This is a genomic window from Acinetobacter sp. ANC 4204, from assembly GCF_002135205.1.
In the GTDB taxonomy this organism is placed as follows: Bacteria; Pseudomonadota; Gammaproteobacteria; order Pseudomonadales; family Moraxellaceae; genus Acinetobacter.
In genome coordinates, this window is the sequence record NZ_NEFZ01000006.1 from 39,954 (window position 1) to 54,952 (window position 14,999).

Genomic DNA, 14,999 nt, shown 5'->3' on the forward strand with positions numbered 1-14,999 from the left:
AAAGCAAGCTAAAATCGAACTACAGATGGATCAATTCCGTAAAATTAATACATTCAGTTTAGATAAACTAAACAAAAAAATTCAATAAATTCATCCAAAAAGAACAACTCGACTAAAGCATAAATGCAAGATGGCTTGAAAATGCATATCTTTTAAGCAATGGAAAAAATAATACCAAATTCAGGAGTGATCAACATGGTGAGTGCGTATGATGAGTTACCAAGAACCCCCGCAAACTTTGTGGCTTTGTCACCATTACGTTATTTAGAACGAGCTGCTTATATTTACCCTCATCAAGATGCCATCATTCATGGGCACCGCCATATTTCATGGCGTGAAACTTACCTTCGCTGCCGCCAATTTGCCTCACAATTACAAAAACTGGGAATCACAAAAAACGATACTGTCTCTGTTTTGCTGCCCAATGTTCCAGCAATGATCGAAGCACATTTTGCAGTCCCAATGGCAGGTGCTGTGCTCAACACATTGAACACGCGCTTAGATGCCAAAACCATCGCATTTATGCTGAATCATGCAGAAACCAAAGTCTTATTGGTGGATCCAGAGTTTGCATCGGTTGCACAAGAAGCCTTGGCTTTGGTCGGACGCGATATTTTCGTGATTGATGTAGATGATGCTGAGTACGAAAACTGTTTTGCAGCCCCGATTGGGCAAATCGAGTATGAAGACTGGTTAACCGAAGGCGATGAGAACTTTGAATGGCATTTACCTCAAGATGAATGGGATGCCATCAGCCTTAACTACACCTCTGGCACCACAGGCAACCCCAAAGGCGTGGTTTATCACCACCGTGGCGCTTATATCAATGCGGCCAGTAACATCATTGCTTGCGGCATGACACCACGTGCGACCTACTTGTGGACCTTACCTTTATTCCACTGTAACGGCTGGTGCTTTGCATGGACCATGGCAGCCAATGGGGGCACCAATATCTGCCTGCGTAAAATTGATCCTGAACTCATTTTCAAATTGATCGCTGAGCATAAAGTCGATTATTTCTGTGGTGCGCCAATTGTGTTATCCATGCTGATCAATACCCCTGAAGAGCAACGGGTTCACTTTGAACACCGCGTTGAAGTAATGGTGGCAGGTGCTGCGCCTCCTGCTGCAATCATTGAAGGCATGCGCCATATTGGTATCAATGTCACCCATGTCTATGGACTGACTGAAACCTATGGGCCTTCTGCGTTGTGTGCCTCTCAAGCGGGTTGGTCAGACTTATCTATTCAGGAACAAGCGCAGCTGCACTCACGCCAAGGTGTACCTTACCCACTGCAAGATGGTATGAAAGTGCTGGATCCAGACACGATGCAACCTGTACCGCATGACGGTCAAACTATGGGTGAAATTATGTTCCGGGGTAACATTGTGATGAAAGGCTATCTCAAAAACCCAGAAGCCACGGCAGAAGCCTTTGCTGGTGGTTGGTTCCATACAGGCGATCTTGCCGTTTGCCAACCTGATGGTTATGCCAAAATTACTGATCGCTCTAAAGATGTCATCATTTCTGGAGGCGAGAATATTTCATCACTCGAAGTGGAAGAAATTCTGTATCAACACCCTGCTATTTTAACGGCTGCAGTGGTCGCGAAACCCGATCCACGTTGGCAAGAAGTACCCTGTGCATTTATTGAACTCAAAGCAGGTAAGGAAACCACACCTGAGGAAATCATTGAGTTTTGTAAGCAACATCTGGCACGTTTTAAAGTCCCGAAAGATGTGGTAATTACTGAAATTCCAAAAACCTCGACAGGCAAGTTACAAAAATTTGTCTTGCGCGATTGGGCGAAAGAGCGTGCAATGGGTGAGTTTAGCTAAACATTCAGCAGTCTGCACAAGCAAAAGTCCTCACATAAAAAAGCGACCTCAAAGGTCGCCTTTTTACATCTAAATGACTTAATTATCTGAAATTAAAGCCACTTGCTGAATGTAATTAAACAACTTTAAACGTGAAGCTTTAAGTTGTTCTTCATCCGCCTGTTGTTTCATATCACGGTGAATACGCAAAACATGTTGGCGAATGGTATGACGCTCAGCTGCATTATAGGTTTTGGAAAACTCATTAATCACAGGGTCACCATCTTTGATCATACGATCAACCCAACGTAGCAATTGAGCGGTTTTTTTCGCGCCTTGTTGCGGTGTCAAATAAGACAAAATCACTGTTTCGTCTTCATTACGCAGCAACTTGCCAATGCGTAAAAATTGGCGACGACGTGCTTCATTTGATGTAATCAGTTTCACATCCAAAAGTGCTTCAATCAAACGCTCTTCAACAGGTAAGTTTTGAATTTGTTTAGTGTTCAACTCTGCCAGTTGCGCACCCAAAGACGCCATACGTTGTACGGCTTTTTTCTGTTCGGTTTTACTTGCACGTCCTTCTAAAGATTCAAAGTCTTCTTCAGTAAAACTATGCGGTCGACGTGCCACGATTAATCTGCCTCGTAAAATTTTGCTGCAAAAAGTGCCTGAATTTCAGATAAAGCTTGTTCTTCATCTGCACCATCAAGCATTAAGCGTAAAGTGGTGCCCTTCCCTGCGCCTAGCATCAGAAGGGACATAATATTTTTGGCATCCACCAATTTGTCTGCTTTCCCAATTTGGATAGAAGAACGGAATTTTGTGGTCACTTCAATGAGCTTGCCAGATGCACGCGCATGTAACCCTAGTTTATTAATTACGTCAACAGTTGTGTCAATCATGACCAGTGCTTCATTTCTCGATGGAGGACCTGAACAGACCATTTTGCCTCAAGAGCTTTTTTTAGTCTATCCACAATATATACAGAACGATGCTGCCCGCCCGTACAACCAATAGACACAGTCATATAATGACGATGCCCCTCAGCAAAAGCAGGTAACCATTTATCTAAAAACTTATAAATATCTTGGAACATTTCATGCGTTTGCCCACTTTGCTCCAAAAACTGTTGCACGGATGCGTCTAGCCCAGAGTGCTTACGCAGTTCCAAATCCCAGTGTGGATTGGGTAAATGGCGTACATCAAAAACATAATCTGCATCCAGTGGAATACCATGTTTAAAGCCAAAAGACTGTAAAATCAGGATCAGATTATCTGACTGTCCTAACTTTGAGAGTAAGGTGTGCTTTAAATCGTGCACACTTTTATCGGTGGTATCAATATGCACGGTAGAGCGCAAGTTAATCGGCAATAAAAGTGTTTTCTCTTCCTGAATACACTGATTCAGGCTTTGAAAGCGCGTTGCTAATGGATGTGGACGACGTGAAGCACTAAAACGTGCAATCAACTCTTGGTCACGGGTGGTCAAATAAATAATATCGACCGTACCATGTCTTTGCAATTGTTCAAACACCAAGTCAAATTCTTGCAAATCTGCACGGGTACTGCGGACATCCACACCCAAGGCTAATTGTTCAAGATTATTTTCTCGATCCAGTTTCGCCACGATTTCAGGAAGTAAAGCCAAAGGCAAATTATCAATACAGTAATAACCTAGATCTTCCAATACTTGTAATGCAGAGGATTTACCTGAACCAGACTGTCCTGTAACAATTAAAATGCGCTTCATCTTAATCCTTTGTCATCAAACCCGAACTAAATGTGTTTCACTTTCAAGTTATCAATTAAACGTGTTACATCAAGCTTTGCCGCAACAAACAACACTACATCTTGATCAAACGCATCTACTTTTTGTAAAGCTGGGGTACGTGCTTCCACATAATCCACAACAAAACCCGCTTGTGTCAATGTCGCCTTTATATTTGTTAACACATCAGCTAAAGCGATACCCGTTTGTAGTGATTGCTCCGCTGCTTTTAAGCTTTGATAAATGCTTGGTGCTTTTTGGCGATTTTCTTCACTTAAGTATCCATTACGTGAACTCAAAGCCAAGCCATCTTCTGCTCGTGCAATCGGAACGCCAATCACTTCAAGTGGCATATTTAGATCACGGACAAACTGACGAATCACCGCCAGCTGTTGGTAGTCTTTTTCACCAAAGAAGGCAAAATTTGGTTGCACAATATTGAACAGTTTTGTCACCACCACCGCCACCCCATCAAAATGTCCTGGGCGTTGTAAACCACATAAATCATTGGTGATATCAGATACAGTAATGTTGGTCAAACGTGGATTTTTACCATACATTTGTTCAACCGATGGTGCAAAAACGATGTCACACCCTACATCAGCCAACAAACGCTGATCTTGCTCTAAGGTACGTGGATAGCTATCAAAATCTTCATTTGGACCAAATTGAATCGGGTTCACAAAAATACTGACCACAACCACATCACAAAGCTTTTTGGCTTCACGTACAAGGTTTAAATGCCCTTGGTGCAAGTTCCCCATGGTCGGTACGAAACCAATACTCTTTCGAGCCGTTCGCGCAGGGTTCAATGATGCTGAGAGGCCTTGGATCGTGGTTTCAGTTTTCATGTTTTACAGCTCGACTTGAAATGTTTGTTCTTTAGCTGGGAATGAACGATCTAGTACTGCTGTATGGTATGCCTTGAATGCATCCAAAATCGCAGTTTCCCCTGCTTGTTCTTTCATAAAGTTACGTACAAATTTTGCAACACGACCAAAAGTCAGTCCAAGCATGTCTTGTACCACCAAGACTTGACCATCGGTATCCACACCTGCGCCAATGCCAATAACGGGTACATGCGGGAACAACTCACTAATTTCTTTACCGAGCTGTGCAGGCACACATTCCAATAACAACATTGCAGCACCCGCATCCACAACCGCCTGACAGTCGGCAATCAACTGGTCTGCGGCTTCACGTGTGCGCGCTTGTAATTTATAACCGCCTAGCACATGAACAGACTGTGGGGTTAAGCCCAAGTGTACACATACAGGAATACCATTTCGTGTCAAAACCTGAACTGTTTCAGCAAGCCATGCACCGCCTTCGACTTTGACCATTTGCGCACCTGCCTGCATCACAACTTTTGAGCTTTGCAGAGCATCATTTAAAGTGGCATAGCTCATAAAGGGCAAGTCTGTCAAAATGAAAGCATGTTGATTACCACGACATACTGCTGCTGTATGGTAAGCCATATCCTCAACCGTAACAGGCAAAGTGGAATCACGACCTTGAATGGCCATCCCTAGAGAATCTCCAATTAAAATAGTATCAATTTCAGCTAGTTGCATTGCTTTTGCCATACTTGCATCATAGCAAGTTAGGCAGGAAAATTTGCGACCTTCTGCTTTAAATTTTCTTAAGTCATTTAAACTAATCATCAAACTATTCCTTTTCAACATTTTGAGCATTGCTCAATTCAATCGCGGCCCAATTACCTGCATCAAGCACACTTAATGTCGCTTGTTGTACAACAGGCAACTGCTTCAACGCAATACCATCAATGTGTAAATCAGGATCTAAATCCAACAGTGGGATAAGCACAAAATCACGCTCCATTACCCCTACATGTGGCACAGTTAAACGTTCATGCTGAATTTTTTCTTCGGCATAAAGCAGTAAATCTAAATCTAAAGTGCGTTCACCCCAATGGCGTAAACGTACACGTCCTGACTCTTGTTCAAAACGTTGTAGCTCATCCAGCAACGCCAAAGGTGCTAAATCTGTACTGAGTTGTAATACGGCGTTTAAATAGTTGGGCTGATCTTGCGGTCCCATCGGTGGACTTTGATATAACTTGGAGATCTTCACGTCCCCGAGACTGGCCAACTTATGCACTGCTTCAGTTAAAATCAATTTAGAGTCGCCTAAATTGCTCCCTAAACCGATGTACGTAATGATGCTCATTGTGTTGGCCCAAAAATGACGCTGCTCAAGTCACGCTTCACACGCTTGCGTTTTAAAATTGGATGATCTAAGCCTATTTCCGCAGAGCCAGTTGTAGTCACCGCGCCCACTTGAGATCGAGCTTCAGACTGCTGTTTGGTCTTACGCGTGCGACGACTGCGTGGTTCTTGTTCTTTTACCAGAGGCTCTATTTCATGGCTTACGGTTTTAGCAACAGCAGCTTCTTCAGCACTTGCTTTGCCACTGCGACGTGCTTTTGCACGTTGGCGATTATATTGACTAATGGCACGCTCTTTTTCATCGGTGCTCATTAATTGATATGCATCCCACCATTGACCCATACCTTGCGTACTATCATCACCCGATTTTTCACGCAGCAATAAAAAGTCAAAGCCTGCACGGAAACGTGCATGGGTTGATAATGCTTGAATTTGCTGTGCTTTCGGGTTAAGTAAACGCGTTTGCATTTCCCACACTTCACGAATAAACGTTTCAGCAAAGCGCGGAATAATCGTCCGAGTGGCTTGGCGTTTTAATACATCAAGTCCCGCTTGTGCACGAGCTTCAGCAGCAACCACACCTTTACTGCTATAAAACTCACAACGCTCTAGGAACGGTTTCCAGAGCAACACCGCATAGAAAAAGGCAGGGTTAATGGTTTTGCCGACTTGAATACGCTGATCCGTATTTTTAGCCGCACGCTCAATAAATGGGCTGATATTCGGCTGAATGTCCGCAAATAGTTGTTTCCAAATTCCGAAGTCAATCAGCATTGGCAATACACGATTCAGATGACCCATTGTAAACAGCTTCTGAGATTCATCATACAGGCGGTGCGGAGAAACATCGCGAAGCAGTTGTGTCATTTCAAGACTGAAAACATCTAAAATTTTCTGATCAATTGAAAAACCTAATTTTGCAGCAAAACGTAAAGTACGCAACATGCGCACAGGATCTTCTTCAAAACGCGTTTGCGCATCACCCAATAGACGTAATGTTTTATCTTTAATATCGTCTACGGCATGACAAAAATCCAATACAATGCCCTTGCGTGGCTGATAGTACATTGCATTAATTGAAAAATCACGACGCGCAAAGTCTTGCTCAATCGTTCCCCAATTGTTATCACGCAAAATCATGCCTTGCGCCGAGGTGACTTCTTTCTTCGGCGGTGCACGGAAAGTTGCAACTTCAACCAACTCACGACCTGAATAGACATGAGCCAGCTCAAAACGGCGCCCGATAATACGGCAACGTCGTCCGAAAACTTCTTTTACCTGTGACGGTGTTGCATTGGTCACTGCATCAAAATCTTTAGGATTTAGGCCAAGCATCATGTCGCGGACACCGCCTCCGACGATATAAGCCTCATAGCCAGCCTTAGTTAATGCATCGATCACATCTAAAATGTAAGAAGGTAATTGAGCGGTTGATAAACCACATTTTGACGCGCGCAAAGTTTGCAAAAGCCGCTGTCTCCTACGCCTAAACGTAAAATTCTAAGATGACGCTAATGATATCTCTAACACAATCAAAGGGCAATTTGATTCTCGAAAGCAAAACAGAATTCTGAGCAATTCATGAAGAAAAGTATTCCATTTGACTATAAACTCAAACGTGCTTTATTTTTCAGAAAAATGGCAGGCCCAATCCCTGTCACCTGCTGTAATTCATCTATGGATTTGAATGCACCCTGTTTTTGTCGATAGGCCACAATTGCTTGGGCTTTCTTTAGACCTACACCCTGAAGCTGTTGTAACTGTTCAACACTGGCTTGGTTTAAACTAATTTTATCCGCATCAGTTACAGACTGAGGCTGAACTGGAGACACAGCACGTTTCATGCTCTTGGGCACTTGAATACGATTATCCCACGCTTGCTGTTCAGCTTTCCAGCTCAGGTAGTTCTGATCAAAAGACTGTGCATAACTGGTCGGCACCCAAGCCAATAAACTCAGTAATAACAAAGCAATGATCAACAAACTTACTTTTATTTTTATCAATTCAAACCACCATTTTTATTATTTCAATTGTAATTTGGCTTGCTCCCACAGATGATCCATTTCAGCTAAAGACATTTGCTCAATATTTTTGTTTTGTTGCAAAGCTTGATCTTCAATGAAAGCAAAACGAGTCCGAAATTTATGAATCGTACTCAAAAGCGATATTTCGCTTGAGACGCCCAGTTTACGTCCAACATTGATCATTGAAAATAAACAATCGCCAAATTCATCTGCTATTTCATCGGAATTTTGCTGCTGAACCGCATGTTTCAATTCAGCTAATTCTTCTTCAAGCTTGGCATAAGCACCTGCCACATCAGGAAAGTCAAAACCGATCTGTGCTACATTTTTTTGAATCTGTTCCGCCTGCTGTAAGGCAGGCCCGTGTTTGATACTGGCAAGTCTAGACTGTGCCTGACCTTGCTTTTCCTGTTGTTTAATTTGCTTCCAAAGTTCGCCCACCTCTTCAGCAGACAACACCGAAAACTGCTGTGCTTGAAAAACATGTGGATGACGACGAATCAACTTTTCGGTGATGGCATGCACCACATCTTGAAAATTAAAAGCCCCTTGCTCAGCATACATCTGCGACTGGAACACCACCTGTAGCAGTAAATCCCCCAACTCATCACGCACCTCATCAGCCTCACCTGAACGCACGGCATCTTCAACTTCATAAGCTTCTTCAATGGCATAGCGGGTTAAACTTTCTGGGGTTTGCTGTTGATCCCATGGACATTTTTCACGTAACTCACGCATCACGTTCAGCAATTGTTCCATGTTTATCTCTCTTCAAAAATCATATTGATAATAATTACATTATGACGGCATACATTTGTTATGCTCAATCCAATCACAACAATAACATTAAGAAAAAGAGCAACAAGGAGCAGTTTCAATGCGCAGTATTTTGATTAGTGGTGCAGCTCAAGGGATTGGTGCAGCCATCGCCCGCTTATTTTATACACATCATTACAAAGTAGGGATTTATGACATCAATAGCGCTCAAGCCGAACAGCTGGCAGCTAGCCTCGGCCCAAATGCCAAAGCAGGACAGCTCGATGTTTCCAACTATCAAGACTGGCAAACTGCTTTAGCCGAGTTTGTCACATGGGCAGGCGAGCTCAATGTCTTGGTCAATAATGCAGGAATTCTATTCTCAGGGCCTTTTGAACAAACAGAGATCGGCGCACATCACAAAACCATGTCGATTAATGTCAATGGCGTACTGAATGGCTGCCACGCTGCATTGCCCTATCTCAAACAAGCAAATTTTGCTCGTGTCATCAACCTTTCATCGGCTTCAGCCATCTATGGTCAAGCTGATTTGGTCTCGTACTCTGCCAGTAAGTTTGCAGTACGCGGTATCACCGAAGGCTTAGATACCGAATGGCAAAAATATGGCATTCGCGTGCTCGATGTCATGCCACTATTTGTACAAACTGCTATGGTGCAGGATATGCAAGCGAAGAGTATTCAAAACATGGGAGTACACTTAACTGCGGAAGATGTAGCACAACACGTTTTTCAACGTGCTGTTGAAAAAGATACGGCTTTAACTCCAACCCATCAAGCCGTGGGCGCTAAAGCCAAGCTTTTATTTCAACTGAGTAAAATCAGTCCCCAATGTCTGAATCGCCTGACCAACTTATATCTTTCTAAATAAAAAAAGAGCCTGCAATTGCAGGCTCTTTTTTTCAATTCGCTTAGTTACCTTGCACCAAACGACGCGCACTAATGATGCCTGGTTGTTGCTCTAACCGCGCCAACAGTTTTGATAGTTGCGATAAGCCTTTGACCTCAATCAACAATTTCATATTGGCAATACCATCTGCTTCAGAAATCGTATTAACCTGACGAATATTGATTTGGTCAGAAAAAATCACTTGGGTCAAATCTTTGAGCAAACCACGGCGATCATAAGCTTCCACCACAATTTGCACACTCTGACCACGTGTTGGCTGCATTTCCCAATCGGCTTCTACTGCACGTTCAGGTTCATTTTGAATCATGCGCAAGTAATCTGGACATGCAATTTTATGAATGCTCACCCCACGATTCAAGGTGATATAACCTGCAATCGACTCGCCATGCACAGGCTGACAGCATTGAGCTACATGCAGCTCAACGTTATCCAAACCATCAATCAAAATGCCATGTGCTGACAAAGTATGGCTAGCACGTGGGTTCAAGGTCGGCTTCAGCACCAGCTCAGGTTCATCCTGATCCAAATGCATATGACGATTCACCTGATTAATCAGCGCATGTAGACTAATGTCACCATTCACCAGTGCAATCAGGATGTCTTCACCCGCTTTGACATTGAAATGATTGCAGTAATCATTTAAATCAATACTTTTCGGATGAATCGCTAAACGTGAAAGCTCTTTATTGAGTAGCTCACGGCCTACTTCCAAGTTTTTACTACGATCTTGTTGGCGGAACCAATGACGCAACTTGTCACGCGCACGTGCCGTCTTGATATAACCTAAAGAGTTCACCAACCAATCGCGGTTTGGCTCACGGTCTTTCTTGGTTAAAATCTCAACTTGCTCGCCCGTTTTTAAGGTATAAGTCAGCGGAACATAGCGCTGATTCACCCGTGCGGCATAGCATTTGTTACCAACTTGGGTGTGTACATGATAAGCAAAGTCAAGCACGGTCGAACCACGTGGAAGTTCTTTGATATCGCCATCACGACTAAAGACGTAAATCTTCTCAAAATCTTCAAAATCCTGAATTTGTTCAAAATTTTCAGAATCATCATCTGACTTATGTACATTGGCATCATTCCGTTCTTGATAATGCTCAAGCACAGCACGCAATGAATGTAAACGGTGGTTAAAAGAGCGGTCGGTATTCTTGCCGCCTTCTTTATAATTAAAGTGTGAACATACCCCTAGCTCAGCTTCTTCATGCATATTTTTGGTCCGAATTTGTACTTCAAGTGATTTATTTTCCGCAATCACAGCAGTATGCAATGAACGATAACCATTGGCTTTCGGGTTGGTAATATAATCGTCAAATTGATGCGGAATATGACGCCAAATTTGATGTACGATCCCCAAAGAGTGATAACATTCAGGGACGGTCTTCACCAAAACCCTGACGGCACGTATGTCATAGAGCTGATCGAAACTCAGGTTCTTACTTTTCATTTTTCGATAAATCGAATAAATGTGTTTTACCCGACCACTGATTTCAGCCTCTATACCATGTTCAGCCAAAGCTTCACGCAACTTATCTATGACAAACTGGATATACTGCTCACGCTCCAGTCGCTTTTCATTCAACAGCGTCGCAATTTCTTTATAACGATCAGGTGCTAAATAGCGAAAGGCCAGATCTTCAAGTTCCCACTTTAACTGCGCAATCCCTAAACGGTGTGCTAGTGGTGAGTAAATGGTTAAGATCTCGCGTGCTACACGCTCTTGACGTTCTTTAGAAGAAGTCGCCAATTCACGCAGTGCATAGGTTCGCTCTGCCAGTTTGATCAATACAACACGTACGTCTTCGGTCACAGAAATCAACATTTTATAAATGCCGTTTAAGTGCTCGCGCTGGTTGTTATTAAAATGATCTTCGAGGCGTTTATTCTGCTCGATGAGGTCAGACAACTTCCCCATGGACAAAGTGCCTTTGACCAAGGCATGTACTTGTTCACCAAAGTGCTCTTGCACTTCCGCCAAAGGAATGACCCCTTCACGCACACCACGATAGAGCATCGCAGCAGCTAAAGTATCTTCATCGACATGCAAATGGGCCAGAATATCCGCCATCTCAATACCTGTATAAAAGATATTGGAACGGTGGTTTACTGTGGTTTCTAACTCTTTTTGTAAAGTCAAATTGGCAACTTCTTCGAGTTGCTCAAGCTTCGCATCATCTAATATGCTTCGAACACGATCTAACCATTCAGCCAAATCATGTTGAGCTTGTTCGGCATGCTCTACAGTCGCCTCCTGAGACAACTCATTAAGTCGCCCAGGTAGTTGCTCACGTACTGTGACCATACCCATCTCCTACATTTTTACGCTTCATATTCTTTAATCGTTTATCTCATTATCTTTTTCAAACAATGCTATCGACTCAACATGACCAGTGTGCGTAAACATGTCCATCACACCAGCTTTAACCAACCGATAACCCTGCTGTACCAACAGCCCCGCATCCCTTGCGAGTGTCGCTGGATTACACGACACGTAAACGATTCTTTTTGCACCAAAGTTAGGCATATAATGCATTATTTCCTCTGCGCCTGCACGTGGAGGATCTATCAATAATGCATCAAATCCTTGATTTGCCCAAGAATGATGCGAAAAATCTTTTGTTAAATCTTGTGAAAAGAACTTCAACTGACTCAATGCATTGTGTTTTGCATTTTCCGCACCACGCTGAACCATCTCCTCACTACCTTCAACCGCAATCACCTCTCCCATCGCACCAACACATCGAGCCAAAGGCAAAGAGAAATTACCTAAACCACAGAACAAATCGAGCACACGCTCTCCTTGTTGTAATTCTAGCAAGTCACATGCCAATTTCACCATTTGTGGGTTGATGGTTGAGTTGACTTGAGTAAAGTCCTGAGGGTTAAAACCAAATTCCACATCAAAATCAGTTAAACGATAATGTAAACGCATCGCTGCATGTTCATCATCGACACGCTTTAAACTTTCTGGGCCCTCAGCCTGTAAATACAACTGCCACCCTTTGTCTAACGCAAATTGTTTTAATCGGTTGACATCCTCTGGGTTTAATTTTTCAGTATGTCGTACCGTAAGGGCAATATCACTGTCCCCCATCGCTAATTCTATATGACCAATCGCGGCTTTGGCTGTTAGACTTTGGAGTAACTGCTTCAGTCGTGTGATCGAACCAAACGCTTGATCCAACACCAAACAGCGGTCAATTGAAGTCAGTTTATTGGTTTGGCGCTCGCGAAAACCGACCACCAACTTATCTTTATTGGGAATATAGCGCACCCCAATGCGTGCTTTACGGCGGTAGTCTTCACGTAAAGAGCGCAAAGGTGGCAACCATTCTTCAGGTTGAATACCTGCAAAATGCTGCAAATGCGATTGCAGTACATTTTGCTTTAAACGAATTTGCTCATCGGGATGAATGTGCTGCATATTACAGCCACCACAGCTTTTAAAATGCAGACACTTTGGTTCGACACGAAAAGCAGAAGCTTCACTGAGGAGTTGAACAGCATCGGCTTCCTCTAAACGCTTTACCGCGTGGGTAATCTGCGCTTTCACCGTTTCCCCAGGCAGAGCATAGCTAATAAAGACTTTTTTGCCATGCTTTTCTACAGGATGATCAGGATGTGAACCATAGTGTGCTATACCACGCCCTTCATGCGAAAGAGACTCAACCTGAAAGATATAACTCGGCTGTTGAGTGGGACGAGGTTTGGCTCTATGTTTCATGTGTACCTAAATATGGGAAGAAGAAAAATCAGCAGCGGTAAAAGCTGTATGTTGCGAGGTCTCACGCCACACCGTTAAGAAATCTTGATGCTGTGGCTGGGTTTGTAAAAACTGAATGGTTTGGTGAACCAAATGACGATGGTCTTGCGTCAACAACTGCCCTTTGAGCAAGAGCCAACGCAAATACACCAGCCATGTATTCAGCACATCACCTTCACAATAACTAGTGAGTTTAAGCCATTCCTGCGCCCGAACATATTCAGGCACATGATAAGCCCCATCGCCTCGTTTGCCGGGATAACCCAACAAATGTGCAACATCATCCAGTTTTTGGAAATGACGTCCATTAAACATTGCCATCACATCCATAAGGTCGATGTGGCGCTGATGATAACGGTTCTGATAGTTATTATAGCGCTTTTGTGTGTCAATTTCGCCTTGATCGAACAAAGCAGGTGCAGTTAAACCATGATACATGGCACGAAGCATGATCACTGGTAAGTCGAACTGCGCACCATTCCAGCTCACTAAAGTTGGTAAGCGCTTATCAAATATAGATAAAAACTTACTCAGAATTTCTGCTTCAGAGTATTGTTCGCGACTAAAAGAAAAGAGTTTCATCTGGCCTTGATCATCCAACCACAAGCCTGAAATACACACAATTTCATGCAAAGCCAAACGTTGAAAATCCATGCCTGACTCTTGGCGACGCAATTTGGTCAGTGCAGCCTCCAAATCAGCCTCAGGCAAATCCAAACCATATAAATGCGCCCCAGATCTCAAATCAGTCATGGTTTCAATATCAAAGGTGAGCACAGGTAGGCGCATATATCAGACTCTATTTTCGTTTTATTCAGGATCAACCACAGAGAAAAGTCCCGTCGATAAATAACGGTCACCACGGTCACAAATAATGCATGCAATGATAGCACCAGGGTTTTCTTCAGCAATTTTAATTGATGCCCACACCGCACCACCTGAAGAAGTTCCTGCGCTAATGCCTTCTTTTTGTGCCAATTTACGCATGGTTTTTTCTGCTTCAATTTGCGGAATATCAATAATCTGATCAATCCGACTGCGGTCAAAAATCGTCGGCAAATATTCTTCAGGCCAACGGCGAATCCCCGCAATACTTGAACCATCCGATGGCTGTAAGCCAATAATTTGAATCTCAGGGTTCATCTCTTTGAGATATTTCGATACGCCCATGATGGTACCTGTCGTGCCCATTGAACTGACAAAGTGAGTAATTTTCCCACCTGTTTGCTGCCAGATTTCAGGCCCTGTCGTTAAATAATGCGCTTCAACATTGTCAGGATTACCAAACTGGTTGAGTACAAGCCCTTTGCCTTCCTCTTGCATTTGCAACGCTAAATCACGTGCACCTTCCATGCCCTGCTCTTTCGTCACTTCAATCAGCTCAGCGCCATAAGCACGCATTGCATCTTTACGCTCTTGGCTCATGTTATTTGGCATGATCAGTTTCATTTGATAGCCACGCATCGCGGCAACCATCGCCAGTGCAATGCCTGTATTTCCACTGGTCGCTTCAATCAAGGTATCGCCTGGCTGAATTTGCCCACGCTTTTCCGCTTGCATAATCATGTTATATGCGGGACGGTCTTTAACAGAACCTGCAGGGTTATTGCCTTCTAACTTTGCCAATACTGTTGCTTGAGTATGACGAGCCAAACGCTGTAAACGCACTAGTGGAGTTTTTCCAACATAGTGATCTAACAAAAATTCGTCTGCTTGAAAATCAGTGGATGTAGTACTCATTGTT

The 14,999-nt window shown here is 43.3% G+C and carries 15 protein-coding genes; 2 read left to right on the forward strand and 13 right to left on the reverse strand.

From position 1 onward, the window contains the following. Positions 1 to 195 precede the first annotated feature (195 nt). Positions 196 to 1,839 carry an acyl-CoA synthetase gene (locus B9T36_RS12755; protein ID WP_086209846.1) on the forward strand — a complete coding sequence of 548 codons (1,644 nt, stop codon included), beginning with the start codon at positions 196 to 198 and terminating at the stop codon, positions 1,837 to 1,839. A gap of 78 nt (positions 1,840 to 1,917) precedes the next feature. Here B9T36_RS12755 and yjgA read toward each other — a convergent pair whose 3' ends face one another. The 9 genes from yjgA to mazG all read right to left on the reverse strand — a co-directional run bounded on the left by yjgA (position 1,918) and on the right by mazG (position 8,561). After that, positions 1,918 to 2,451, reverse strand: coding sequence for a ribosome biogenesis factor YjgA (yjgA, locus tag B9T36_RS12760; RefSeq protein ID WP_086209847.1), 534 nt, complete (start codon positions 2,449 to 2,451; stop codon positions 1,918 to 1,920). Positions 2,452 to 2,453: 2 nt separating this feature from the next. After that, complete coding sequence (locus B9T36_RS12765; RefSeq protein WP_086209848.1) at positions 2,454 to 2,723, reverse strand: HPr family phosphocarrier protein; 270 nt, start codon at positions 2,721 to 2,723, stop codon at positions 2,454 to 2,456. Beyond that, positions 2,720 to 3,571: an RNase adapter RapZ gene (gene rapZ, locus B9T36_RS12770; protein ID WP_086209849.1), complete on the reverse strand. Its 852-nt coding sequence runs from the start codon at positions 3,569 to 3,571 to the stop codon at positions 2,720 to 2,722. The genes B9T36_RS12765 and rapZ overlap by 4 nt, the downstream gene beginning before the upstream one ends. 26 nt (positions 3,572 to 3,597) lie before the next feature. After that, entirely contained in the window at positions 3,598 to 4,440 is an 843-nt protein-coding gene (gene panC / locus B9T36_RS12775; RefSeq protein ID WP_086209850.1) for a pantoate--beta-alanine ligase, read from the reverse strand. Positions 4,441 to 4,443: 3 nt separating this feature from the next. After that, entirely contained in the window at positions 4,444 to 5,253 is an 810-nt protein-coding gene (gene panB, locus B9T36_RS12780) for a 3-methyl-2-oxobutanoate hydroxymethyltransferase (protein ID WP_086209851.1), read from the reverse strand. A gap of 4 nt (positions 5,254 to 5,257) precedes the next feature. Further along, positions 5,258 to 5,779, reverse strand: a complete 522-nt coding sequence (gene folK, locus B9T36_RS12785) for a 2-amino-4-hydroxy-6-hydroxymethyldihydropteridine diphosphokinase (protein WP_086209852.1) — start codon at positions 5,777 to 5,779, stop codon at positions 5,258 to 5,260. After that, a complete protein-coding gene (gene pcnB, locus B9T36_RS12790) occupies positions 5,776 to 7,245 on the reverse strand; it encodes a polynucleotide adenylyltransferase PcnB (RefSeq protein WP_086209853.1) in 1,470 nt (489 codons plus the stop codon). Before pcnB ends, folK begins: the two co-directional genes overlap by 4 nt. A gap of 137 nt (positions 7,246 to 7,382) precedes the next feature. After that, positions 7,383 to 7,781 carry a ComEA family DNA-binding protein gene (locus tag B9T36_RS12795; protein ID WP_086209854.1) on the reverse strand — a complete coding sequence of 133 codons (399 nt, stop codon included), beginning with the start codon at positions 7,779 to 7,781 and terminating at the stop codon, positions 7,383 to 7,385. Between the two features lie 18 nt (positions 7,782 to 7,799). Beyond that, complete coding sequence (gene mazG / locus B9T36_RS12800) at positions 7,800 to 8,561, reverse strand: nucleoside triphosphate pyrophosphohydrolase (RefSeq protein ID WP_086209855.1); 762 nt, start codon at positions 8,559 to 8,561, stop codon at positions 7,800 to 7,802. A 118-nt stretch (positions 8,562 to 8,679) separates the two neighbouring features. Between mazG and B9T36_RS12805 the strand changes: the two genes are divergently transcribed. Next, a complete protein-coding gene (locus B9T36_RS12805; RefSeq protein ID WP_086209856.1) occupies positions 8,680 to 9,447 on the forward strand; it encodes an SDR family oxidoreductase in 768 nt (255 codons plus the stop codon). 40 nt (positions 9,448 to 9,487) lie between these two features. On the opposite strand, the gene B9T36_RS12810 is transcribed toward B9T36_RS12805, so the two are convergent. The 4 genes from B9T36_RS12810 to cysM are packed head-to-tail and all read right to left on the reverse strand — an operon-like array spanning position 9,488 to position 14,995. Continuing rightward, positions 9,488 to 11,794, reverse strand: a complete 2,307-nt coding sequence (locus B9T36_RS12810) for a RelA/SpoT family protein (RefSeq protein ID WP_086209857.1) — start codon at positions 11,792 to 11,794, stop codon at positions 9,488 to 9,490. 33 nt (positions 11,795 to 11,827) lie between these two features. After that, a complete protein-coding gene (gene rlmD / locus B9T36_RS12815; protein ID WP_086209858.1) occupies positions 11,828 to 13,216 on the reverse strand; it encodes a 23S rRNA (uracil(1939)-C(5))-methyltransferase RlmD in 1,389 nt (462 codons plus the stop codon). A gap of 6 nt (positions 13,217 to 13,222) precedes the next feature. Continuing rightward, the gene (locus tag B9T36_RS12820; RefSeq protein ID WP_086209859.1) at positions 13,223 to 14,044 is read right to left on the reverse strand and encodes a 3'-5' exonuclease; all 822 of its coding nucleotides are present in this window, start codon (positions 14,042 to 14,044) and stop codon (positions 13,223 to 13,225) included. 21 nt (positions 14,045 to 14,065) lie between these two features. Next, complete coding sequence (cysM, locus tag B9T36_RS12825) at positions 14,066 to 14,995, reverse strand: cysteine synthase CysM (RefSeq protein ID WP_086209860.1); 930 nt, start codon at positions 14,993 to 14,995, stop codon at positions 14,066 to 14,068. Positions 14,996 to 14,999: the final 4 nt, after the last annotated feature.

Excerpts from the sequence above, each read along its gene's own strand:
- B9T36_RS12755 (WP_086209846.1), top strand. The coding sequence starts at position 196 with ATGGTGAGTGCGTATGATGAGTTACCAAGAACCCCCGCAAACTTTGTG.
- B9T36_RS12765 (WP_086209848.1), bottom strand. The coding sequence starts at position 2,723 with ATGATTGACACAACTGTTGACGTAATTAATAAACTAGGGTTACATGCG.
- rapZ (WP_086209849.1), bottom strand. The coding sequence starts at position 3,571 with ATGAAGCGCATTTTAATTGTTACAGGACAGTCTGGTTCAGGTAAATCC.
- panC (WP_086209850.1), bottom strand. The coding sequence starts at position 4,440 with ATGAAAACTGAAACCACGATCCAAGGCCTCTCAGCATCATTGAACCCT.
- panB (WP_086209851.1), bottom strand. The coding sequence starts at position 5,253 with ATGATTAGTTTAAATGACTTAAGAAAATTTAAAGCAGAAGGTCGCAAA.
- folK (WP_086209852.1), bottom strand. The coding sequence starts at position 5,779 with ATGAGCATCATTACGTACATCGGTTTAGGGAGCAATTTAGGCGACTCT.
- mazG (WP_086209855.1), bottom strand. The coding sequence starts at position 8,561 with ATGGAACAATTGCTGAACGTGATGCGTGAGTTACGTGAAAAATGTCCA.
- B9T36_RS12805 (WP_086209856.1), top strand. The coding sequence starts at position 8,680 with ATGCGCAGTATTTTGATTAGTGGTGCAGCTCAAGGGATTGGTGCAGCC.
- B9T36_RS12810 (WP_086209857.1), bottom strand. The coding sequence starts at position 11,794 with ATGGTCACAGTACGTGAGCAACTACCTGGGCGACTTAATGAGTTGTCT.
- rlmD (WP_086209858.1), bottom strand. The coding sequence starts at position 13,216 with ATGAAACATAGAGCCAAACCTCGTCCCACTCAACAGCCGAGTTATATC.
- B9T36_RS12820 (WP_086209859.1), bottom strand. The coding sequence starts at position 14,044 with ATGCGCCTACCTGTGCTCACCTTTGATATTGAAACCATGACTGATTTG.
- cysM (WP_086209860.1), bottom strand. The coding sequence starts at position 14,995 with ATGAGTACTACATCCACTGATTTTCAAGCAGACGAATTTTTGTTAGAT.